Annotated in this window: 23 protein-coding genes; 15 read left to right on the plus strand and 8 right to left on the minus strand. The window is 71.2% G+C overall.

The features are described from left to right. The first annotated feature begins 104 nt into the window (after positions 1 to 104). Both AB0I28_RS21120 and AB0I28_RS21125 read left to right on the plus strand, forming a co-directional pair. On the plus strand, positions 105 to 869 hold the full coding sequence (locus tag AB0I28_RS21120) for a GNAT family N-acetyltransferase (protein WP_357495707.1): 765 nt from the start codon (positions 105 to 107) through the stop codon (positions 867 to 869). Positions 870 to 1,083: 214 nt separating this feature from the next. Further along, on the plus strand, positions 1,084 to 1,959 hold the full coding sequence (locus tag AB0I28_RS21125; protein WP_357495709.1) for an NAD(P)-binding domain-containing protein: 876 nt from the start codon (positions 1,084 to 1,086) through the stop codon (positions 1,957 to 1,959). Between the two features lie 52 nt (positions 1,960 to 2,011). Here the strand turns inward: AB0I28_RS21125 and AB0I28_RS21130 are convergent, their stop codons facing one another. Beyond that, positions 2,012 to 4,456, minus strand: coding sequence for a Tex family protein (locus AB0I28_RS21130; protein WP_357495711.1), 2,445 nt, complete (start codon positions 4,454 to 4,456; stop codon positions 2,012 to 2,014). A gap of 68 nt (positions 4,457 to 4,524) precedes the next feature. Here AB0I28_RS21130 and AB0I28_RS21135 point away from each other — a divergent pair, with 68 nt between their 5' ends. Continuing rightward, positions 4,525 to 4,887, plus strand: a complete 363-nt coding sequence (locus AB0I28_RS21135) for a DsrE family protein (RefSeq protein WP_357495713.1) — start codon at positions 4,525 to 4,527, stop codon at positions 4,885 to 4,887. On the opposite strand, the gene AB0I28_RS21140 is transcribed toward AB0I28_RS21135, so the two are convergent. Next, complete coding sequence (locus tag AB0I28_RS21140; RefSeq protein WP_357495715.1) at positions 4,881 to 5,402, minus strand: MarR family winged helix-turn-helix transcriptional regulator; 522 nt, start codon at positions 5,400 to 5,402, stop codon at positions 4,881 to 4,883. The genes AB0I28_RS21135 and AB0I28_RS21140 overlap by 7 nt on opposite strands. Positions 5,403 to 5,465: 63 nt before the next feature. On the opposite strand from AB0I28_RS21140, the gene AB0I28_RS21145 reads away from it, so the two are divergent. Next, positions 5,466 to 6,185, plus strand: coding sequence for an SDR family oxidoreductase (locus AB0I28_RS21145; RefSeq protein WP_357495717.1), 720 nt, complete (start codon positions 5,466 to 5,468; stop codon positions 6,183 to 6,185). Positions 6,186 to 6,191: 6 nt separating this feature from the next. On the opposite strand, the gene AB0I28_RS21150 is transcribed toward AB0I28_RS21145, so the two are convergent. Next, positions 6,192 to 6,836 carry a dihydrofolate reductase family protein gene (locus AB0I28_RS21150; protein ID WP_357495719.1) on the minus strand — a complete coding sequence of 215 codons (645 nt, stop codon included), beginning with the start codon at positions 6,834 to 6,836 and terminating at the stop codon, positions 6,192 to 6,194. Positions 6,837 to 6,951: 115 nt separating this feature from the next. Here AB0I28_RS21150 and AB0I28_RS21155 point away from each other — a divergent pair, with 115 nt between their 5' ends. Then, positions 6,952 to 7,809 (plus strand): LysR family transcriptional regulator, encoded by an 858-nt coding sequence (locus AB0I28_RS21155; RefSeq protein ID WP_357495721.1) that lies wholly within the window; start codon positions 6,952 to 6,954, stop codon positions 7,807 to 7,809. Here the strand turns inward: AB0I28_RS21155 and AB0I28_RS21160 are convergent. Continuing rightward, entirely contained in the window at positions 7,798 to 8,133 is a 336-nt protein-coding gene (locus AB0I28_RS21160) for a hypothetical protein (RefSeq protein WP_357495722.1), read from the minus strand. The genes AB0I28_RS21155 and AB0I28_RS21160 overlap by 12 nt on opposite strands. A gap of 94 nt (positions 8,134 to 8,227) precedes the next feature. On the opposite strand from AB0I28_RS21160, the gene sigJ reads away from it, so the two are divergent. The 6 genes from sigJ (at position 8,228) to AB0I28_RS21190 (ending at position 14,704) form a co-directional block, all read left to right on the plus strand. Next, on the plus strand, positions 8,228 to 9,091 hold the full coding sequence (gene sigJ / locus AB0I28_RS21165) for an RNA polymerase sigma factor SigJ (RefSeq protein ID WP_357495723.1): 864 nt from the start codon (positions 8,228 to 8,230) through the stop codon (positions 9,089 to 9,091). A 65-nt stretch (positions 9,092 to 9,156) separates the two neighbouring features. Further along, entirely contained in the window at positions 9,157 to 9,588 is a 432-nt protein-coding gene (locus AB0I28_RS21170; RefSeq protein WP_357495957.1) for a carboxymuconolactone decarboxylase family protein, read from the plus strand. A 128-nt stretch (positions 9,589 to 9,716) separates the two neighbouring features. Then, complete coding sequence (locus tag AB0I28_RS21175) at positions 9,717 to 13,241, plus strand: hypothetical protein (RefSeq protein ID WP_357495724.1); 3,525 nt, start codon at positions 9,717 to 9,719, stop codon at positions 13,239 to 13,241. Then, positions 13,238 to 13,879 carry a hypothetical protein gene (locus AB0I28_RS21180; RefSeq protein ID WP_357495725.1) on the plus strand — a complete coding sequence of 214 codons (642 nt, stop codon included), beginning with the start codon at positions 13,238 to 13,240 and terminating at the stop codon, positions 13,877 to 13,879. Before AB0I28_RS21175 ends, AB0I28_RS21180 begins: the two co-directional genes overlap by 4 nt. Before the next feature lie 74 nt (positions 13,880 to 13,953). Further along, positions 13,954 to 14,385 (plus strand): DUF6325 family protein, encoded by a 432-nt coding sequence (locus AB0I28_RS21185; protein WP_357495726.1) that lies wholly within the window; start codon positions 13,954 to 13,956, stop codon positions 14,383 to 14,385. Between the two features lie 10 nt (positions 14,386 to 14,395). Further along, the gene (locus AB0I28_RS21190) at positions 14,396 to 14,704 is read left to right on the plus strand and encodes an SHOCT domain-containing protein (RefSeq protein ID WP_357495727.1); all 309 of its coding nucleotides are present in this window, start codon (positions 14,396 to 14,398) and stop codon (positions 14,702 to 14,704) included. A gap of 144 nt (positions 14,705 to 14,848) precedes the next feature. On the opposite strand, the gene AB0I28_RS21195 is transcribed toward AB0I28_RS21190, so the two are convergent. Further along, a complete protein-coding gene (locus tag AB0I28_RS21195) occupies positions 14,849 to 15,853 on the minus strand; it encodes an EamA family transporter (protein ID WP_357495728.1) in 1,005 nt (334 codons plus the stop codon). A gap of 37 nt (positions 15,854 to 15,890) precedes the next feature. Here AB0I28_RS21195 and AB0I28_RS21200 point away from each other — a divergent pair, with 37 nt between their 5' ends. After that, positions 15,891 to 16,808: a LysR family transcriptional regulator gene (locus AB0I28_RS21200; protein ID WP_357495730.1), complete on the plus strand. Its 918-nt coding sequence runs from the start codon at positions 15,891 to 15,893 to the stop codon at positions 16,806 to 16,808. A gap of 206 nt (positions 16,809 to 17,014) precedes the next feature. On the opposite strand, the gene AB0I28_RS21205 is transcribed toward AB0I28_RS21200, so the two are convergent. Further along, on the minus strand, positions 17,015 to 17,371 hold the full coding sequence (locus AB0I28_RS21205) for a hypothetical protein (protein ID WP_357495732.1): 357 nt from the start codon (positions 17,369 to 17,371) through the stop codon (positions 17,015 to 17,017). A 133-nt stretch (positions 17,372 to 17,504) separates the two neighbouring features. After that, on the minus strand, positions 17,505 to 18,353 hold the full coding sequence (locus tag AB0I28_RS21210; protein WP_357495734.1) for a hypothetical protein: 849 nt from the start codon (positions 18,351 to 18,353) through the stop codon (positions 17,505 to 17,507). Between the two features lie 192 nt (positions 18,354 to 18,545). On the opposite strand from AB0I28_RS21210, the gene mtfM reads away from it, so the two are divergent. The 3 genes from mtfM to AB0I28_RS21225 all read left to right on the plus strand — a co-directional run bounded on the left by mtfM (position 18,546) and on the right by AB0I28_RS21225 (position 19,697). Next, positions 18,546 to 18,647, plus strand: a complete 102-nt coding sequence (gene mtfM / locus AB0I28_RS21215) for a small membrane protein MtfM (RefSeq protein WP_357495736.1) — start codon at positions 18,546 to 18,548, stop codon at positions 18,645 to 18,647. Continuing rightward, on the plus strand, positions 18,641 to 19,207 hold the full coding sequence (locus AB0I28_RS21220) for an FABP family protein (protein ID WP_357495738.1): 567 nt from the start codon (positions 18,641 to 18,643) through the stop codon (positions 19,205 to 19,207). Before mtfM ends, AB0I28_RS21220 begins: the two co-directional genes overlap by 7 nt. A gap of 100 nt (positions 19,208 to 19,307) precedes the next feature. After that, positions 19,308 to 19,697, plus strand: a complete 390-nt coding sequence (locus tag AB0I28_RS21225) for a hypothetical protein (RefSeq protein ID WP_357495740.1) — start codon at positions 19,308 to 19,310, stop codon at positions 19,695 to 19,697. Between the two features lie 58 nt (positions 19,698 to 19,755). Here AB0I28_RS21225 and AB0I28_RS21230 read toward each other — a convergent pair whose 3' ends face one another. Further along, the gene (locus AB0I28_RS21230) at positions 19,756 to 20,613 is read right to left on the minus strand and encodes an aminotransferase class IV (protein WP_357495742.1); all 858 of its coding nucleotides are present in this window, start codon (positions 20,611 to 20,613) and stop codon (positions 19,756 to 19,758) included. Positions 20,614 to 20,671: the final 58 nt, after the last annotated feature.

The raw sequence follows: 20,671 nt of genomic DNA on the forward strand, positions 1-20,671 counted from the left end.
CGGCCACTAGGCCACCGGCACGAACATCCAGCGGAGCCGTTTCGGCGTCCGTCCGGTGGCGTTCTCTCTGACACCTTTTCTTGAGCGGAAGGCTCCATCCCACCGTGGATATCGACATCCAGAACCATGCCCGCGCCAACATCCTCGGCTCCGGGCTGTCCACCCGTGTCGGTCGCTTCGTCTGCCGGTTCGACCCCGACAGCGACAACCTCTTCCTCAACTACGCGATCCCCGACGAGGACACCGATCCCACCGACGCCGAACTCGACGAGCTCGCCGAGGCGTTTGCGGCCAAGGGCCGCGTTCCGAGGTTCGAGTTCCTGCCGACGCGCAGCCCGAAGCTCGCCGACGCGCTGCGCGCCAAGGGATACCGCGAACAGCACCGGGGCAGGCTGATGGCCTGCGCTCCGGGCGAGGTCGCGGATCTGCCGCTCCCCGCCGGTCTGTCCATCCTGGACGCCACCGACGAGGAGTCCTTCGTCGGCGCCGCCGCCGTGCAGCATCCCGCCTTCGACGACGAGATCCCGCCGAGGGACGTGGTGATCCGCTCGCACACGCGCTCGCTGGAGCGCGGCGGGCTGCTCGCCGTCGCGGTGCTCGACTCCGGCGAGATCGTCGGCGCCGGGCAGACCGGCCCGGCGATCGACGCGATCTCCGAGATCGGCGGGATCGCCGTGGCGCCGGCCTACCGCCGCCAGGGCATCGCCGCGGCTCTGACAGCGCACCTGACCCGCGCGCTCCACGCCAACGGTGTGCGCACCGCCTGGCTCGACCCCGCCGACGACGGCGCCGGCCGGGCCTACGAGAAGGCCGGGTACCGGGTCGTCGGCGAGATCCTGCACATGGTCGACGACGGTGCCGCGAGCTGACGCCGTAACCGAGGAGGGACCGCCGCGGCCTCGGCCACGGCGGTCCCTCCTCGTCTCCCCGGCGTGAGCCCGCTCATAGCGCGGCCCGCCGACCTCCTTGCTCACCAATAGGTGAGTGCCTGACTTTTCGGTGCGTACTTGCAGCTCACCGGCCTGCCGTCGAACATTGGCCGGGCGCGCCGACACAGCCGACACTTACCGAAGGACCTCTGAAATGAACGAGCACAAGCCGGGCACCACCGTCATCGGCCTCGGCGCCATGGGCCGCGAGATCGCCCGGACCCTGCACGCCGCCGGGCACGCCACGACCGTGTGGAACCGCACCCCGGGCCGTGCGGAGGAACTGACCGCGCTCGGTGTCACCGAGACCGCGACCGCCGTCGGGGCCATCGAGGCCGGGTCGGTGGCGATCGTGACGCTGCTGACCTACGACACCGTTCGCGAGGTCCTCGAACCGGTCGCCGACCGCCTGCGCGGCAAGGTGATCGTCAACCTCACCAGCGGCACACCCGACCAGGCGCGCGAGATGGCCGCGTGGGCCGAGGAACGGGGGATCGACTACCTCGACGGCGGGATGATGGCCGTCCCGCAGATGATCGGGCGGCCGGGGGCCTCGATCCTCTACAGCGGACCGGAAGCGCTGTTCACGACCTGGCGCCCGGTGTTCGACCTGCTGGCCGAGAGCACCTACTTCGGCGCCGACCCGGGCACGGCGTCCCTTGTGGACTTCGCGCTGCTGTCGGCGATGTACTCGATGTTCACCGGTGTCTTCCACAGCATGGCGATGGTGGCCCCCGCCGGGATCTCGGCCGCGGAGTTCGCGCCGCGCGTCGCCGGGTGGCTCACCGCGATGGCCGGCGCCATCCCCGCCCACGCGGCCGTCATCGACTCGGGCGACTACACGGCGGTGACGCAGAGCGTCGCCTTCAACAAGAGCGCCTTCGACCTCATCCACCGGGCCGGCCGCGACCAGGGGGTCGACACGCTGCTCATCGACCCGATCAAGGCCCTGCTGGACCGTCGCGCGGCCGACGGGCACGCCGCCGACGCCTTCGAGAGCATCATCGAGGGCATCAAGGCCCGGGGGTAGGAAGAACGGGCGGCGCCAGGGGCGCCGCCCGTTTCCGTTGTCCCGCAAGCGATCAGGACTTCGGCTTGCCCTTGTCGTCGACGAGTCCGGCCCGGCGCAGCGCGTCGGCGATGGCGCCGCCCGGCGCCTCCTCGCGACGGCCGCGACCCTGGCGCGGAGGCTGCCCGCCTCGACCGCCGCCACCGCGCTGGCCGCCGCGGTCGCCACGACCGCCACCGCCACCGCCGTTGCCGTTTCCGTTTCCGTTTCCGTCAGATCCGCGGTCTCCGCGCTGCCCGCGCCCGCCGGATCCGCCGCGACCGCCGCCCGGCTCGTCGTCGAGGCGCAGGGTCAGCGAGATCCGCTTGCGCGGCGCGTCGACCTCCAGCACCTTCACCCGCACGATGTCGCCGGACTTGACGACCTCGCGCGGGTCGGACACGAAGCGGTCCGACAGCGCCGAGACGTGCACGAGACCGTCCTGGTGCACGCCCACGTCGACGAAGGCGCCGAAGGCGGCGACGTTGGTGACCTGCCCTTCGAGGATCATCCCCGGCCGCAGGTCGGCGAGCGTGTCGACGCCCTCGGCGAAGGTCGCGGCCTTGAACTCCGGACGCGGGTCGCGGCCGGGCTTCTCCAGCTCGGCGAGGATGTCGGTGACCGTCGGGACGCCGAACTTCTCGTCGGTGAAGTCGCTCGGCTTGAGCTTGCGCAGCACCAGGTTGTTGCCGATGAGGCCGCGGATGTCGGTACCGGCGCCGGCGAGGATGCGGTGCACCACCGGGTAGGCCTCGGGGTGCACGCTCGACGAGTCGAGCGGGTCGTCGCCGCCGGGGATGCGCAGGAAGCCCGCGCACTGCTCGTAGGCCTTCGGTCCCAGACGCGGAACCTGTTGCAGGGCGCGGCGATCCCGGAAGGGGCCGTTGGAGTCGCGGTGGGTGACGATGTTCTTCGCCAGGGTCTCGCCGATGCCCGACACCCTTGTCAGCAGGGGAGCCGAGGCGGTGTTGACGTCGACGCCGACGGCGTTCACGCAGTCCTCGACGACCGCGTCGAGCGAGCGCGACAGCTTGAACTCGGCCAGGTCGTGCTGGTACTGCCCGACCCCGATCGACTTCGGGTCGATCTTCACCAGCTCGGCGAGGGGGTCTTGGAGCCTGCGGGCGATGGAGACCGCGCCCCGGATCGACACGTCGAGCTCGGGCAGTTCGGCCGACGCGTACGCCGAGGCCGAGTAGACCGAGGCGCCCGCCTCGGAGACCACGATCTTGGTCAGCTTCAGGCGCGCGTGTCGCTTGATCAGGTCGCCGGCGAGCTTGTCGGTCTCCCGCGAGGCCGTCCCGTTGCCGATGGCGATCAGCTCCACGTCGTGCTTCTCGGCGAGCTTGGCGAGGATCTCGATCGACTCGTCCCAGGCGTGGCGCGGCACGTGCGGGTAGATCGTGTGATGGGCGACGACCTTGCCGGTGGCGTCGACGACGGCGACCTTCACGCCGGTGCGGAAGCCCGGGTCGAGGCCCATCGTGGCGCGGGTGCCGGCCGGTGCGGCCAGCAGCAGATCGCGCAGGTTGGCGGCGAACACGCCGACGGCGGCGTCCTCGGCGGCCTCGCGCAGCCGCATCCGCAGGTCGATGCCCAGGTGCGACAGGATCCGCGTGCGCCACGCCCAGCGGACGGTCTCGCCGAGCCACGCGTCGCCGGGGCGGCCCTGCTGGGACACGCCGAAGCGCTGCGCCACGCGGGTTTCGTACTCGGTCACCACGCGCCCGGCGGCCGGGTCGAGGTCCTCGGGCTCGGGGTCGAGCTCGACGTTGAGCACGTCCTCCTTCTGGCCCCGGAACATCGCCAGGATCCGGTGGGAGGGCAGTTTGGTGAAGGGCTCGGCGAAGTCGAAGTAGTCGGAGAACTTCGCGCCGTCGGCCTCCTTGCCGTCGCGGACCTTCGACACCAGCCGGCCGCGCGTCCACATCAGCTCGCGCAGCTCGCCGAGCAGGTCGGCGTCCTCGGAGAAGCGCTCCGAGAGGATCGAGCGCGCGCCTTCGAGCGCGGCGGCGGCGTCGGCGACGCCCTTGCCGGCGTCCACGAAGGACGCCGCGACCTCGGCCGGGTCGTGGTCGGAGTCGGCGAGCAACTGATCGGCGAGGGGTTCGAGCCCGGCCTCGCGCGCGATCTGCGCCTTGGTGCGGCGCTTCTGCTTGTAGGGGAGGTAGACGTCCTCCAGGCGCGCCTTGGTGTCGGCCGCGCGGATCTGCGCCTCCAGCTCCTCGGTGAGCTTGCCCTGCTCGCGGACCGACTCCAGGATCGCGGTGCGGCGCTGCTCCATCTCGCGCAGGTAGCCCAGCCGCTCCTCCAGTGTGCGCAGCTGCGCGTCGTCGAGCGCGCCGGTCACCTCCTTGCGGTACCGGGCGATGAACGGCACGGTCGATCCGCTGTCGAGCAGGTCGACGGCCGCGTGCACCTGCCGCGCGGCCACCCCCAGCTCGTCGGCGATCCGGTTCTCAATGGTCATGGTGGTCATCCTCATGCCTTCCCCGAAGCTTGGGTGCATTCTCCGGCAACCGCCGGGCCGGGCCTTAGGGTGGGGGGATGTCTGGAAGCCTCGTAGTCAAGGTCACCGCCGGAGCCGACGCCCCCGAGCGTTGCGCGCAGGCCTTCACGGTCGCCTCGACGGCGCTGGCCGCCGGTGCCGACGTCTCCTTGTGGCTGACCGGCGAGTCGTCGTGGTTCGCGTTGCCCGGTAAGGCCGAGGAGTTCGAGCTGCCGCACTCGGCGCCGCTCGACGACCTTCTCGGAGCGCTCCTCGCCGGTGGCCGGGTCACCTTGTGCACGCAGTGCGCGGTGCGCCGCGACATCGGCCCCGACGACGTCGTCGAGGGCGTGCGGATCGCCGGCGCGGCGGTCTTCGTCGAGGAGATCTTGACGCCGGGCGTGCAGGCGCTGGTCTACTGAGCCAGCCTCGACGTCACACCCGCCAGCAGCTCACGCAGTCCGGCGGCGAGCGCGGTGTGGTCGCCGTCGCCGATGAGCGCGGCCTCGCGGCGCAGTAGCTCCCCGACGAGCGCGTCGGTGAGGTCGTGTCCGGCGCTCGTCAGGGTCACCGCGACCGACTTCGGCCGCCCGCCGGCGGGCCCGCGCGTCACCAGGCCGTCCTTCTCCGCGCGCGCGACGCGCTGCGAGATCGCCCCGGCGCTGACCAGGCAGCGCTCGGCGAGCTCGCGGGTGGTGAGCCGGTAGGGCTCGCCGTCGCGCCGCAGGGTGCTGATCAGGTCGAGGGTGGCGGCGTCGACGCCCTGCTCGGTGAGGAAGCGGCGGCGCTCGTCGGCGAGTAGTTTGGCCAGGCGCCAGATGGGCGTGACGACGGGGATGGAGTGGGTGGGGACGCCGTCGAGTTCGCGCCGCCAGGCGGCGGCGATGTCGTCTGCGGGGATCGCGGCGGTCTGGTCGAGGGGGTAGGCGTCGGTCACGGGCACTCCTCGCCGAGCTATGTTTAGATCTAAATTTAGACCTGAACCCATGGAGGACCCACCATGACACGCCACATCCTGGTCACCGGCGGCGGCACGGGCATCGGCCGCGCCATCGCCGCCGCCTTCGCCGAGCAGGGCGAGACCGTCGTCATCACCGGCCGCCGCGAAGCCGTCCTGAAGCAGGCCGCCGGCGAACTCGGCGTCGAGTACGCCGTCTGCGACCACACCTCGCCCGACTCCCTCGCCGCGCTGGCCGAACGCCTCCCCGCGAGCCTCGACGTGCTGGTCAACAACGCCGGCGGCAACACCGACATCGGCGCCGCCGAGCCCGAGGGCCTCGCCGGGACCGCCGCGGCCTGGCGCCGCCAGTTCGACACGAACCTGCTCACCGCCGTGCTTACCACCGAACTGGTCTCCGGCCGGCTCGCGCCCGGCGGCGCCGTCGTGCACGTCGGCTCCATCGCCGCCGACAAGGGCAACGGCTCCTACGGCGCTGCCAAGGCCGCGCTGGCGAGCTGGAACGTCGGCCTCGCGCGGACCCTCGGCGCTCGCGGGATCACCGCCAACGTCGTCTCGCCCGGCTACGTCGCCGAGACCGAGTTCTTCGGCGACATCATGACCGAGGAGGGCCACGCGGCCCGGGTCGCCGCCACCGCCGTCGGCCGCCCCGGAGAGCCCGCCGACATCGCCGGGACCGTGCTGTACCTGGCCTCGCCGGGCGCGCGCTACCTGACCGGCCAGACCGTCAACGTCAACGGCGGCGCCTGGTCGAGTCGCTGACCGCGCTCAGGCGCCGGTCGCGGCCTTGGTCTTGGTGAAGGTCAGGTGCGTGACGCCGCTGGGCGAGGAGACCGTCTCGATCGCGTAGTCCCGCTCGATGCCCTCCAGTCCGTCCCACAGGCGCACGCCCCTGCCGAGCAGGATCGGCACGACCACGACGTGCATGCGGTCGATGAGCCCGGCGGTGAGGAACTCGCGGATGACCGTGGCTCCCCCGCCGATGCGCACGTCCTTGCCGCCGGCGGCCGCGCGGGCGGTCGCCAGCGCCTCGGCGGGCGGGGCGTCGAGGAAGTGGAAGGTCGTGCCGCCCTCCATCTCGATCGGCGGGCGCGTGTGGTGGGTGAGGACGAAGACCGGCGAGTGGAACGGCGGGTTGGGGCCCCACGCGCCCTTCCACTCGGGATCCTCGTGCCAGCCGGGGAAGCCGAACTTCCCGGCGCCCATGATCTCGGCGCCGATCCCCGGCTCGTAGAGGCGGGTGAAGGCGTCGTCGATACCTGCGCTGCCGCCGGTCGTCCACCAGTCGGTGGCGAACATCCACTCGTGCAGGCGCTCGCCGGCGTGGCCGAAGTAGGCGTCGCGGCTGGTGCCCTCGCCGGTGCCGAAGCCGTCGAGGGAGATGGAGAAGTTGTGGACACGGGCCAGTGACATGGTGGTTTCCCTTCGCGTGACGGTCCACGGTGGATCGTCCTCCAGCGATGATGGTCGCTGGCGGACATGACGTCCAATGCCAAATTCGCGCTGATTCCATAGATAAACTTGATGTGTGAACCTGACTCACCTCAAGGTGCTCGACGCCGTCGCCCGCCACGGATCGGTGACCGGCGCCGCCCGGGAGCTGCACTACTCGCAGCCCTCGGTGAGCCACCACCTCGGCCGGCTGGAGTCGGCGACCGGCGCCAAGCTCGTCCAGCGGGTGGGCCGCGGCATCCGCCTCACGCCCGAAGGCGACCTGCTCGCCCGTCGGGCCACCGAGATCCTGGGCCGCCTGGACGCCGCCTCCGTCGAGCTGGCCGCCCGCGTGGGACTGCGCGCCGGACGTGTGCGCCTCGCCGGTTTCCAGACCGTCCTGAGCACACTGGTGCCGAAGGCGGCGGTGGAATTGGCCCGCACGCACCCCGGCATCGAGCTCAACCTCGTCGACGCCCACCCCGAGGACGGCCTGCGGATGCTGCGCGCCGGGCACGTCGACATCGCCCTGATCTTCCGGCACGCCGACACCCCGCTGGAAGACGACGGGATCCGGCTGACCCACCTGCTCGACGACCCCCTCTACCTCGTCAGCGACCGCCCCCGCCAGACCCTCGCCGACCACCGCGACTCCGCCTGGGTCGGCGGCTGCGAGCGCTGCCGGGCCGCCATGGTCGCCGCCTGCGAACGGGCCGGCTTCTCCCCGCGCGTCGCCTACGCCTGCGACGACACCGTCGTGGCGCAGTCGCTGGTCGCCGCCGGGCTGGGCGTGGCCATCCTCAACGGACTCGCCCTGCACGCCCACCACGCGCCGGGCGTGCACACCACTCGCCTGGACGAGGGCGCCCGCCGGATCTACGCCGCCACCTACGGCGAGCCACCCGACCCGCCCGCCACGGCCGCGCTCATCGAGATGCTCACGTCACAGGCGTGACCCGACCCGGCGCCGCTCCAGCAGCACCAGGTCGGACAGCAGCGCCCGCAGGAACGCCGGAATGAACGGCGAGGGGCCGCGCAGCTCCGGCACCGCCCGCAGCAGCACCAGCATCGTCCCCAGCACCGCGCCCCAGCTGGTGAGAAAGACCACCACGAACACCGCGACCACCCAGTCGTGCGCCGCCCCTCCCGTGAACTCCAGCAGCGGCGCCCCCACCACGATCACCGCCAGCACACCCCGATAACTCCACACCAGGCCCTGATAGGACCCCTCGCGACGCAACGCGCACTGAAACGCGCGCGCCTTCTCTCGCTCCACCACGCTGCCCACCCCGTGCGCTTGAAAGCCTCTCGCGTCAGGATCCCAGACGGCGTGTGGAGCTGTCACCATGCGTGAGGGTGCCTACGATCGGGTGGTGACCACGACGACGCTCGACGCCGAGGCGTGGCGGGCCCACCGGTCCGCGGTCTTCGGCGTCGCCTACCGGCTGCTCGGCACCGTCTCCGACGCCGAGGACGTCGTACAGGACACCTGGCTCAGGGCCGCCGGCGCCGACCTCACCGAGGTCCGCGACCTGCGCGCCTGGCTCATCACCGTCGCCGCCCGGCGCTCCTACGACGTGCTCACCTCCGCCCGCGCCCGCCGCGAGAGCTACGTCGGCCCCTGGCTCCCCGAACCGCTGCTCACCGGCCCCGACGCAGCCGAACCGGTCATCGTCGACGACTCCATCAGCACCACCATGCTGCTCGCCCTGGAGAACCTCACCCCCGAGGAACGGCTCACCACCGTCCTCAACGGCGTCTTCGACGTCCCCTACACCGAGATCGGCGAGATGATCGGCAAGTCCGCCGCCGCCACCCGCCAGCTCGCCTCCCGCGCACGCAAACGCATGGCCGAGGTCACCGAGGTCCACGACGAGCACTCCACCGCCGAACGCGAGCGGATCCTGCGCGCCTTCAAGGCCGCCTACGAGGAAGGCGACCTCGCCCGCCTCATCGGCCTCCTCCACCCCGACGCGGTCTACACCACCGACGGCGGCGGCAAGGTCAACGCCGCCCGCAAGACCATCGTCGGCGCCGACAAGGTCGCCCGCGTCCTGCTCGGCATCGCCGCCAAACTCGGCGACGCCTACCGCGACGTCGAGTTCAACGGCCGCCCCAACCTCCTCGGCTACCGCGGCGAGGACCTCACCTCCGCCGACGCCTTCACCATCACTGAGGGACGGATCACACGCATCGACCGGGTCCTCAACCCCGACAAGCTGTCACACCTGCCCTAGCCGCGCCGTCTACCTGGCGAGCCGAGACCGTTCGGCCGCTACGAAAGGACGAAACCGTGGCACGCATGAACATCGCCGAGACCGCCCCCGAGGTCTACCAGGCCTTCTACGCCGCAGACCAGGCCATCCGCAAGGGCCCGCTCGACGCGACCGTCCGCGAGCTCGTCAAGATCCGCGCCTCGCAGATGAACGGCTGCCTCCTGTGCATCGACATGCACACCACCGAGGCCCGCAAGGAAGGCGAGACCGAGCAGCGCATCAACCACCTCAACGCCTGGCGCGAGTCGCGCCTGTTCACCGAGGCCGAACGCGCCGCCCTCGACTACGCCGAGGCCGCCACCCGACTCGACGAGCACGGCGTCAGCGACGAGATCTGGGCCGCCGTCGAGAAGAACTTCGACGAGGGCGAGCGCGGCGGACTCGTCGGCATCACCGCCCTGATCAACACCTGGAACCGCATCGGCGTGCCGATGCGCGTCTACCCCGGCGAGGTCTGAGCACCGCACCGGCGCTGCCTCATCGGGCAGCGCCGGTCGCCCCTCCCGCTGCCCCGGGATCCACCGGCCCGGCGCCACCGCCCGGCGACGCTTGATCCGACCGCGGCGTGACGTCGAGGGAGGTTGGCGTGGAGTTCGGCCCGGAGCCCCACCGTGAGGACAAGCCCGCCCCGGCGCACCGGGAACGGCCCGAGACCCGCACCCCCGCCGAGGAACAGCAACCCGGCGCGCGCCACAACCCCGGCTTAAACCCGCGCGCCGCGCTCGCCCTCCAGTCCCGGGCGGGAAACCGCGCCGTGTCGCGCATGGTCGCCCAGCGCACCAAGGCCGCCAAACCCGCTCCGCCCGCCCCGAAAGCCCCCGCCGCCCCTCCGCAGGCCGTCACCGCCTCGGGCGGATCCGGCGCAGCGCTGGCCGACGCGGCCGCTCCGGTCGAGGCGATCGCCGTGCAGCGCCTGGCGAGCGCGCCCGCGCCCGCCTCCGCGCGGCCTTCCTCGTCGGCGCAGGACCCGAAGTTCAACGCCCTCAAGAAGGACGTCGTCACCAAGAAGGGCACCCTCGCCAAGCACCCGCCGCCGGCGAACGAGGCCGCGGCCGCCGCGAAGGCCGCCAAGCCGCCCGCCGACGACAAGCTCGCACAGGGCAAGGCCGCCAACGCCGAGAAGATGAACGACGCCAAGCCCGGCGAGTTCGACAAGGCCGCGTTCGTCGCCGCCGTCAACGAGGCCATCGCCCGCCAGGCACCCAAGAACCTGGAGGAGGCCGACGACTTCGGCGGGTCGGGCAAGGCCGACGCGGTCAAGGATCAGGTGCAGGGCAAGGTCGGCGACGGCAAGAAGCAGTCCGCCTCGGCGATCGAGTCGACCACCAAGGCGCCGCCCGACACCGGCGCAGCCAAGGACAAGCCCGTCACGCCGCTGGCCCCCGACAAGCCGCCGCCCAGGCCCGGCGCGCCCGACCCGGCGATGGCCGTCCCCGACAAGGCGCCGCCGGCCGCGACCGACTTCAGTGAGGGCCCCAAGAGCGTCGACCAGGAGATGGCCTCCGCCGAGGTCACCGAGGAGCAGCTGGCGACGTCGAACGAGCCGGAGTTCACCGGTGCGCTGAAGGACAAGAAGGAGGGCGAGGCGCATTCGGCGACCGCGCCCGGCGAGGTCCGCGCCAAGGAGAACGCCACCCTCAACGCCGCCAAGGCCGACGCGCTGCAGGAGGGCGCGACGGCGATGTCGTCGATGTCCGTCGCGCGCAACAAGTCCGGGCAGGACCTGACCTCCGGCAAGGGCAAGGCCCAGTCGGCCGACGAGGTCAAGCGCGCGCAGGTCACCGCCAAGCTCCAGACCGTCTTCGACGCCACCAAGACCGACGTCGAGAAGATCCTCGGCGACCTCGACAAGAAGGTCGACGACAAGTTCACCAAGGACGAGAAGGTCGCCCGCGACGCCTTCACGTCCGACCACAAGCGCCGCATGGACGCCTACAAGGACAAGCGGTACTCGGGCTGGTCGGGCGGGCTGAAGTGGGCCAAGGACAAGCTGATGGGGATGCCGGCCGAGGCCAACGACATCTTCGCGGTGTCCCGCAAGGGATACGTGGCCTCCATGCAGCAGGTCATCTCCGGTGTCGCCGACCTGATCGGCACCGAGCTCAACGCCGCCAAGACCCGCATCGCCAAGGGCCGCACCGACTTGAAGGCCGAGGTCGACAAGCTGCCCAAGGACCTCCAGTCGATCGGCAAGGAGGCCGCCGGGGAGTTCGCCGGGAAGTTCGACGAGCTCACCGAGTCGGTCGACAACAAGGGCACCGAACTCGTCGACACGCTCGCCTCGAAGTACAACGACGCGCTCAAGTCCGTCGACGAGGAGATCGCCGCCGAGAAGGAGAAGAACAAGGGCCTGGTGGCCAAGGCGATGGACGCCGTCGCGGGGGTCATCAAGACGATCCTCGAACTGAAGAACCTGCTGCTGGGGATCCTGGCGAAGGCCGCCTCGGCGATCGCGGGGATCATCAAGGACCCGATCGGCTTCCTGGGGAACCTGATCAGCGCGATCGGGTCGGGCATCCAGTCCTTCATGGCCAACATCACCGGCCACCTCAAGAAGGGGATGCTCTCCTGGCTGCTGGGCGCCGCGGCCAAGGCGGGGCTCCAGTTGCCCGAGAAGTTCGACCTGCGCGGCATCCTCATGATGATCGCCTCCCTGGTCGGCCTGACGTGGGGCTCGATCAAGGGCCGCGTCATCGCCAAGGGAGTGCCGGCGGCGGCCATGACGGCCGTGGAGTCGTCGGTGCCGTTGGCGCAGAAGATCGCCGGCGGGGGCATCGGGGCGATCACGGAGGACATCAAGGAGCAGGTCGGGGATCTCAAGGAGAACCTGTTCGGCAAGATCGCCGAATACCTGATCCCGACCGTGCTGATCGCCGGGGTCACCTGGATCCTGTCGCTGCTCAACCCGGCGAGCGCCTTCATCAAGGCGTGCAAGGCGATCATCGACATCGTGACCTTCATCGTCACGCGCGGCGCCCAGATCGCCGAGTTCGTCAACGCCGTGCTGGACTCGGTCATCGCCATCGCCAAGGGCGGCGCCGGCGGGGTCGGCGCGCTGATCGAGAACGCGCTGGCCAAGTCGATCCCCGTACTGATCGGCTTCCTGGCGGCCCTCCTGGGCGTCGGCGGCATCGCGGACAAGGTGAAGAAGTTCTTCGCGGCCCTGTCGAAGCCGGTGATGAAGGCCGTCGACTGGGTGGTCGGCAAGATCGCCGGGTTCGGGAAGAAGATCTGGGCGAAGATGCGCGGCAAGTCCGGCAAGGACGCCGAGGGCAAGGACAAGAAGGATCCGGCGGCCGCCGGCGAGCTGCACCTCGACAAGAGCACGGACATGGCCGGTCATGGCCACACCGTCTACGCCGACGTCAAGAACGGCAAGGTCCGTCTGGAGATGGCCTCCCAGCGCCGGCAGTGGATCGGCGGGCTGGTCACCACGGCGCTCGGCAAGGCGCGGGGCATGGGCGAGCCCAAGCTGCTCGAATACCTCAACGCGATCGACAAGCAGATCAAGGCCTTCGAGAAGGCCGAGGCCGGTCCGCTGACCCAGGCCAAGAAGGACAAGATCGAGGCCCAGCTCATCGAGATCACCAACGCCCTGAACGTCATCGGGCACATGTTCAAGATGAAGGACCTCACCGACTTCACCAAGAGCAAGTACACCGCCAACGGAAAGCTGCTCGACCAGTACCGCAACGGCAAGGCCATCCGGGCCAACTTCTACCCCGGCTGGAACTCCGCCGCCAACGCCGAGAAGCGCCGCCAGCTCAAGGACCACCGCGACCGTCTGACAAGGGAGAAGGCGGCCTTCGACCCGACGGGCGCGCTCGCCAAGGACTCCAACAACTACGTGTGCCCCGGAAACGGGACCCGCGCGGCGCACGTCGCCGACAAGTCGACCGAGTCGGGCCTTCCCGCGATCGACCACGTCCACGAGGTCTCGTCGCAGTGGAACGACGAGGGCCACAACACGCCCCACGCGCCGCGCGAGACCTGGTACAACACGATTTCCAACCACTCCACCATGTGCACCAGCTGTAATGGCAGCAAGAGCGGTCCCAACTACAACCTCGACGTGGGACCCGACTTCAGAGGACCAGGGGATTCCCCATGACGGACAGCGTTCCCGACACCGGCCCACTCGACTTCAAGCTGTGGTCGCCGCGCTGGGACACCCACGGCGGCCGCTTGCGCTGCCGCTTCCACGCGGCCACCACCGGGCTCACGCAGATCAACGAGGGCACGGCCGAGTGCATGGCGGTCTTCCTCGGCGACTTGGGCGCCGCCGAGGCCGAGAACCCCACCTGGTCGAGCGTGCGGTTCCGCACGAACTACTACAGCGACTTCCCCGACGCCGACGGCTGGGAGGACCGGCTGGCGCTGACCTGGGCGGTCACGGTCGAGACCGACGGCGACGGCGACCCCGAGGACGCCGGCTCGCACGCGCCCGGCCCGCACGGCAGTCAGGCGCACGACGACACCTTCGCCGACGAGGACGAGGACTGGGAGCGCACGCGCGAACGGGTCTTCGTGATCGCCGGGAAACCCCACGGGCCCGAGATCTCCGGCGAGGACCTGTCGGCGCTGGAGTCGGCCGAGGGCGTCACGTCGGCCGATCCGGAGGTCTTCGAAGGCATGGTGGCACTCGATCTCGGCGAACTCGACTTCCCCGAAGGGCTGGCGAAGGTCGACGCGGTGCTCGCCGTCTGCCGCGAGCGCGGCCTGCGCACCAACTGGAAGGAACCCGGCTAACCCGCCCATTCCCCGGACAAACGCCCACCCCACGCAGTTGGATGGCCCTACGACTACTCATCGAGGGGGCGACGATGTCGCGTGCGGAAGTGGACTTCGTGGTCGTCGAGTTCCCCGGCAACGTCATCAGCGGGAAGGTCGCTGAACAGTTGCGGGAGCTCGCGGCCAGGGACATCATCCGGGTCATCGACATGGTCTTCGTGACCAAGGCCGCCGACGGGACCGTCACTTCGGCCGAACTGCCGGAGCTCGACGACGACACCCTGGCGCGCTTCGATCCGGTGGCGCAGAGCCTCGACGGGCTCATCGGCGAGGAGGACGTCGCCACCGTCGGCGAGATGCTCTCGCCCGGCACGACGGCCTGCGTGCTGCTCTTCGAGCACCTGTGGGCGACGTGGCTGCGCGACGCCATCGACGACGCCGGCGGCCGCGTCCACCATCTGGAGCGCATCCCCGCCGAGGCGGTCGAAGAGGTCGCGGCGGCCGCCGCGGCAGCGGCGAGTTGAGGGGGACGTGATGTTTCGACGACCGGTGGTCGTACGGCGCAGGGGCGGGCTGCTCGCGGCCGCCGCGCGCACGGCGGTGGTGGCGGGAACGGCGACGGCGGTCGCGGGCGGCGTCCGCGGCCGGCAGCAGCGCCGCGCCGACGAGCAGGCGCAGGCCGCCCAGCAGCAGGCCGCGCAGCAGGCCGCGCCCGCACCGGCTTCGGCTGGTTCGGCCGGTTCGGACCTGGTGAGCCGCATCGAGGAGTTGGCGCGCCTGCGGGACAGCGGTGCGCTGTCGGACGCGGAGTTCACGGCCGCGAAGACGAAGCTGCTGGAGTAGACCCACGAACCCGCGCTCCCCGGCGGGGGCGCGGGCTTTCGCGTGTGGCGAGATCGTGGCGTTCCTGTGGCGACCCCGGGCACCATCACCCGGTAGTGAGCGCGGTGTCCGCACCGGCCGCCACGGGGGCGGCCGACGCGGGCCTCATCCTTCCCTCGAAGGCCCGAGTGCCAGACCGACCGCCTGGGTCTTGGGCCGTCCACCGCGCTCCGGCGCTCGGCCCGTGTCCTGGCGGACGCGGGCCTTCCGCCGTCCGGTGCCCAGCACCGCCAGCCCGACCCCGGCGATCACCAGCGCCGCCGCGACCAGCGACAGCGGCCCGACCGACTCGCCGAGCAGCGCCCACGCCGAGGTCATCCCGAACACCGGCACCAGCAGCGAGAAGGGCGCCACGGCGGTCGCCTCGTACCTGGCGAGCAGGAAACCCCAGGCGCCGAACCCGAAGAGCGTCGACAGGACCGCCGCGTAGGCGAGGGCGCCGATGCCGGGCAGGTCGATGGCGGCGAGCGCGGCGAGGTCGGCTGACGGGCCCTCGACCACCAGCGACAGGCCGAGCAGCGGCAGCACCGGCACGGCGCTGACCCACACCATCCAGCCGAGCAGGTCGTCGGGCGCGGCCTTGCGGGTGAGGACGTTGGACACGCCCCAGGCCGCGGCGGCGGCGATGACCAGGAGGAACGCGCCGAGCGGTCCGTGGAGGCCGTGCGCGAGGGCCGCGACGCCGACGCCGGCCAGCGCGAGCGCCATCCCGGCGAGCTTGGCCCGCGAAGGGCGCTCGCGGAGCAGCGCGGCGGCGAACACGGCGGTGAAGACGGCCTGGATCTGGAGGACCAGCGAGGACAGTCCGGCGGGCATGCCGGCCTCCATGCCGATGTGCAGGAGCCCGAACTTGACGCCGCCGAGGGTGAGCCCGACGCCGATGACCCACTTCAGGGCGACCTTCGGTCGGCGGACGAAGAAGATCGCGGGGACGGCGGCCAAGGTGAAGCGCAGGGTGCTGAACAGCAGCGGCGGGAAGTGGTCGAGCCCGACTTCGATGATGACGAAGTTGACGCCCCACACGGCCGTCACGGCGACGGCGAGGGCGATGTGGAGCGGTTTCATGCGGGGCATGAGGTCGAGCCTCGCCGCCGCAACCGTTAAGGACAAGCTCGAATTCCTTGCCATATCCCTTTAGTATCGCTGCATGTTCGACCTCGCCCGACTCCGTGCCCTCCACGCCGTCGCCGTCTACGGGACCGTCGGCGCGGCGGCCGCGTCGCTGGGGTACACGCCGTCGGCGGTTTCCCAGCAGATCGCCAAGCTGGAGCGGGAAACCCGCACGGTGCTGCTGGAACGGCAGGGCCGCGGGGTGGTGCTGACCGACGCCGCGCACACTCTCGTCGAGGCTGCGCAGGAGCTGCTGTCGATCGTCGAGCGCACCGAGGTGGCCCTGGAGGAGCAGCGCGGCAAGGCCGTCGGGAGGTTGACGATCGCGGCCTTCGCGACCGCCGTGCGCGGCCTGATGCCGGGCGTGATGGCCGACCTGACGGTTTCCTGTCCGGAGCTGGACCTGCGCCTCCTCGACACCGACCCCTATCCCGCCGCCGAGATGGTCGGACGCGGTGAGGTCGACCTCGCCGTCGTGCAGGACTGGCCGAGCACCCCGCTCGCGGTGCCGCCCGATGTTTCCCGCGAGGTCTTCGGCCACGACCCCGTCGACCTCCTCGTGCCCGCCGGGCACCGCCTCGCCGCGTGCGACCGTGTTCGCCCCGAGGAGCTGCGCGGTGAGCGCTGGGTGAGCGTGCCGCCGGGGAACATCTGTCACGACTGGCTGACCCGCCTCATGCGCGGGGTGGGGGAGGAACCGCTGATCGCCGTGCAGGCGAGCGAGTTCGAGAGCTATCCGACGCTGATCGCCAACGGCCTGGGGATCGGACTCGTGCCGAGGCTGGGACGCGGGCCGATGCCGCCGGGTGTGGTGGCGAAGGCGGTCAGCACCGCGCCGTCCCGGCGGGTGTTCGCGCTGTGGCGGACGCGCTCCTCACGCAGGCCGGCGATCCGCCTGGCGCTGGAGGCGCTGCGGGCGCGGTGGCCGTCGCGGGAGACGGCGGGCGGGCCCTAGGCAGCCCGCCATGGCACGATTCGATCAGGTCTTGTCGCGTTCTGGGGTGACGGTGCCGCGGCCTTCGTGCGGCGAGAGGCGCGCGGGTGGCGGTTGTCCACAACCGACCGGTTGTCCACAGGAAGCGCGGCTCACGTTCGCCACCCACGCCTGAGACTCGCCTACCGTCGAACGTAGGGAGGAGGCCGGGAGGCCCCGCACATCAGTTACGACGACGGGCACGTGGGTGTGGCGGCGGCGGTGACCACGGCCGTCAAAGCCAGCGCAGCGATGGCGAGAACGACCGGCGGTCCGTCGGGGACAGGGTCGACCAGCGGTATCAGAGCGTTGACGGCGGCACTGACCAGCGTGGCCATGGTGGCGAAGACCGCCAGCAGGAGGTAGCGCGCCCGTGTCGCACGCGCACAGAACGCGACCGCGGTCAGACCCGCCACGGCCTGCACGGCATAGGCGGCGAAAGCGAAGCCGAACAGGGCACTGACGATGTCGACATCAACACCGAGCTGCCGGCGGAACGCTGCATGGTAGGACACCACACCGGGGACGGCGAAGAGAACGGTCACGACTCCAACGGCCGGCAAGATCACCGTGGCGTACCAGCGTGGACGGGTGTCGGGCGAAGGCACGGGGGCTCCAATCGTGCGCGGGCGCCGGGCCGCATCCACTCGCCGGGGATTTACTTCCCGCGTACCCGCCCTACCGCTTCCGCTGCTGCTTCGCCTGCTGCGCGGCCCTTCGGGCCACGTCGGCCTTAGCCGCGTTCTGGCGGGCCGCGCTCTGCTTCGACGCGGCCTGCTTCGACGCCGCCTGTTTCGCGGCGGCCTGCTTGGCCGCACCTTGCTTTGCCGCCGCCTGCTTGGCGGCGTTCTGCTTCGCGGCCGCCGCCCCCTGCTTTCCCGCCGCCTTCCCGCCCTGCGCCGGCACCTTCCCAGGCTTCCCGGCCTTCCCCGCTTTCGCCCCCGCCTTCCCCGTCGCCGCCCGCCGCGGGTCCACCCGCCGATTCCGCCGCCACAGGTAGAACGCCTCGTCCTCGTCCAAGACGTCCTCCGGCAGCTCCTTCCCCGTCGTCTCCGCGTGGAACCGCCGCAGCGTCCGCGACGCCTCGAAAGGCTCGTCGAGCCCGAGGATCTCCGACGCCCCCGTCGTCAACTCCAGCTCCACCGCCGGCCCCGACCGCAGCAGCACCGACCGCCGCGCCCCCGGCAGCCACCGCAGCAGCTGCGCGGCCTGCGGCGTCGTCTCGATGATCCGCACGGTCCGAATGCTCCGCACGGGAACCCGCCGACCGGCCCCCGGCAGCAGCACGTTGCGGATCCGCACCGTGTACAGGTCCATCCGCACGACGGCCCGCCGGCGCAGCCCCGACAGCAGCACCAGCACCCCCGCCAGGACCAGCACCACCAGCCAGCCCAGCACCCCGACACCCGCGACCCACGCGAGCAGCAGCAGGAAGGCGGCACCACCGAGCAGCGTGTAGGAGAAACCGCCGCCCGCGATGTATCCCTTGTAGACGGCGACGTGACGGTGAAGATTCGGTCCGGGCATGCGCTGACACTCCAGACGGCGTTGACGGCGTGCCGACCGGACTTCCCGACTCAGCCGCGAATGAGCTTGTCCTGTCCCGCACGGGATCCGGCCTGCGTCGACGGTACGACGCCGCAGGCCCGCGCGCCTTCGCGGGGTCACCGATCGGTGGGTCTGCGCGCCCGCCCGCCGCGACCCTCATAGACTCCCCACGTGATCGGGATACTCGTGGTCGTCCTACTGGTGGCCGCCTTCGGCGCGCTCGCCGGCGGCCTGGGCTATCTCGCGGTGCGAGCGTGGAGGCGGACATGGTGACAGACTTCAGCGCGGCCTTCGGGCCCGCCGAGCCCTACCCCTACGAGGAGACCCACGACCTCCGCCAGGGTCCCGACCTGAACCCGCGCATGCTCCCGCTGCTGCCGTTCGTCGGCGTCTTCCGCGGCAAGGGCCACGGCGTCTACCCGACGGTCCCCGAGTTCGCCTTCGCTCAGGAGGTCCGGGTCAGCCACGACGGCCGGCCCTTCCTGTTCTACGAGTCGAGGACCTGGCTCATCGACGGCGACGACAAGCCCGTCCGCCCGGCCGCGCGCGAGGTCGGCTGGTTCCGGACCGTCGAGGGCAGCGACCGCGAGGTCGAACTGCTCCTGGCCCACCCGACCGGGATCATGGAGCTCTACCTCGGCACCGTCGACGGCACGAAGATGGAACTGGCCACCGACGCCGTCGTCCGCACGGCCTCCGCCAAGGAAGTCGTCGCAGGTCACCGCCTTTACGGGATCGTCGACCGCAAGCTGCTCTACGCCGCCGAGATGGCCGCCGAAGGCCACCCGCTCCAGTCGCACCTGTCGGCGCAGCTGGACCGCGTCGGAGGCTGACCGCCCGATGTGACGGGGATGTGGCGTCCTTGTGGTGCCACCGGCCAGCCTGGGGTCATCGGGCGCCGCACGGGGCGGCGCCGGTTCTCAAGGGGGCTTGATGAACACCAGGAAACTCCTCGGCGGTGCCGCCGCGACCGGTCTGCTCACCGTCGCGCTCGTCATGGGCGCAGGCACCGCGAACGCGGCCGGCTCCGGCGCGAGCTCGTACGACCAGCAGCTGGCGGCGGTCTGCGGCGCCACGGGCAGCGACAAGGACCACCGCGCCTACGACGACACGATGAGGACGGAATCGAACGCCCGCAGCGGACCGTCCACCGACTGCGGGGTCAGGTTCAGCACCGGCGGCTCGCGGGCGACGGTCGACTACCACTGCTATCGCGTCGTCAGCGGCTACCACTGGACGTACCTTCGCCTGAAGGGCACCAGCGACTACGGCTGGGTCCGCGGCGACCGTCTGACCGACAGCGGCAGCAACGTCGCCTGCTGACCCCACACGCAAATCGGCCGGGAAACCCCACCAGGTTTCCCGGCCGTCCCACGTTCGCTTAATCCGCGACGGGGAAACCCGCGAGTTTGAGCACTTCCTCGTTCTTCGCGCCGACCGGCAGCGTTCGCTCGCCGAGCGCCACGACCGGCGCGACACCGCGCACCGAGGAGGCGACCCACACGCCGCCGTCGACGTCGAAGAGTTCGTCGGGCCGGATCATCCGTTCCTCGGAGCGCAGCCCGATGTCGGCGGCGTGCTCCATGAGGAACGCCGAGGTCGTTCCCGGCAGGATGCTCGTCCTGCCGGGCGGCACGGTGTACAGGACGTCGCCGTCGATCCACATCAGCGAGGCCGTCGAGGCCTCCATGCACCAGCCGTCGGCCGAGATCCACAGCAGGTCGTCGAAACCGGCGGCGCGGGCGGCGCGCTGGCCGGCCATGTTGATCGCGTACGACAGGCTCTTGACCTGCCCGAGCAGCCAGGGGGCGCCGGCGCGGACGTCCTCGGGGTGCACGGGGTAGCCGATGTTGGCGGGCATGAGCCGCACCCCGTCGCGGCGGACCTTCGGGAAGTCGGGGGTGATCGGGTTGAGCGTGGCGAAGACCGTCGGGGCTCCGCCGTACTCGCGGCCCCGCGTGCAGATCAGCCGCAGCGCGGCCTCACCGCTCTCGGTCCGCGCGGCGAGCGCCTGCCCGGCGAGTTCCCGCAGCGCCTCGTGCGGCGGCAGGTCGAGGTCCATGCGGTCGGCGGAGCGGCGCATGCGGTCGAGATGCTCGGTGAGGTTCCACGGCACGCCGTCGCGGACGTGGACGGTCTCGAACACCCCGTCTCCGCGAAGGACGCCGAGGTCATCGGCGTGCAGGAGGGGTTCGTCGGCCGGTACCACGCCCCGGCCAAGGACGGCGACAATGCCCATGAGCGGAGAGGGTATACCGCTGCCTTCGAGACCGTGATCAGCTAGGCGACCCTTCCCG

Origin of the sequence: Phytomonospora sp. NPDC050363 (assembly GCF_040655735.1) — a bacterium.
Classification (GTDB): Bacteria; Actinomycetota; Actinomycetes; order Mycobacteriales; family Micromonosporaceae; genus Phytomonospora.

What these genes read in the sequence shown, in the direction of transcription:
- AB0I28_RS21125 (WP_357495709.1), top strand. Translation starts at nt 1,084, where the DNA reads ATGAACGAGCACAAGCCGGGCACCACCGTCATCGGCCTCGGCGCCATG.
- AB0I28_RS21130 (WP_357495711.1), bottom strand. Translation starts at nt 4,456, where the DNA reads ATGACCACCATGACCATTGAGAACCGGATCGCCGACGAGCTGGGGGTG.
- AB0I28_RS21135 (WP_357495713.1), top strand. Translation starts at nt 4,525, where the DNA reads ATGTCTGGAAGCCTCGTAGTCAAGGTCACCGCCGGAGCCGACGCCCCC.
- AB0I28_RS21145 (WP_357495717.1), top strand. Translation starts at nt 5,466, where the DNA reads ATGACACGCCACATCCTGGTCACCGGCGGCGGCACGGGCATCGGCCGC.
- AB0I28_RS21150 (WP_357495719.1), bottom strand. Translation starts at nt 6,836, where the DNA reads ATGTCACTGGCCCGTGTCCACAACTTCTCCATCTCCCTCGACGGCTTC.
- AB0I28_RS21170 (WP_357495957.1), top strand. Translation starts at nt 9,157, where the DNA reads ATGAACATCGCCGAGACCGCCCCCGAGGTCTACCAGGCCTTCTACGCC.
- AB0I28_RS21180 (WP_357495725.1), top strand. Translation starts at nt 13,238, where the DNA reads ATGACGGACAGCGTTCCCGACACCGGCCCACTCGACTTCAAGCTGTGG.
- AB0I28_RS21185 (WP_357495726.1), top strand. Translation starts at nt 13,954, where the DNA reads ATGTCGCGTGCGGAAGTGGACTTCGTGGTCGTCGAGTTCCCCGGCAAC.
- AB0I28_RS21190 (WP_357495727.1), top strand. Translation starts at nt 14,396, where the DNA reads ATGTTTCGACGACCGGTGGTCGTACGGCGCAGGGGCGGGCTGCTCGCG.
- AB0I28_RS21200 (WP_357495730.1), top strand. Translation starts at nt 15,891, where the DNA reads ATGTTCGACCTCGCCCGACTCCGTGCCCTCCACGCCGTCGCCGTCTAC.
- AB0I28_RS21210 (WP_357495734.1), bottom strand. Translation starts at nt 18,353, where the DNA reads ATGCCCGGACCGAATCTTCACCGTCACGTCGCCGTCTACAAGGGATAC.
- AB0I28_RS21220 (WP_357495738.1), top strand. Translation starts at nt 18,641, where the DNA reads ATGGTGACAGACTTCAGCGCGGCCTTCGGGCCCGCCGAGCCCTACCCC.
- AB0I28_RS21225 (WP_357495740.1), top strand. Translation starts at nt 19,308, where the DNA reads ATGAACACCAGGAAACTCCTCGGCGGTGCCGCCGCGACCGGTCTGCTC.
- AB0I28_RS21230 (WP_357495742.1), bottom strand. Translation starts at nt 20,613, where the DNA reads ATGGGCATTGTCGCCGTCCTTGGCCGGGGCGTGGTACCGGCCGACGAA.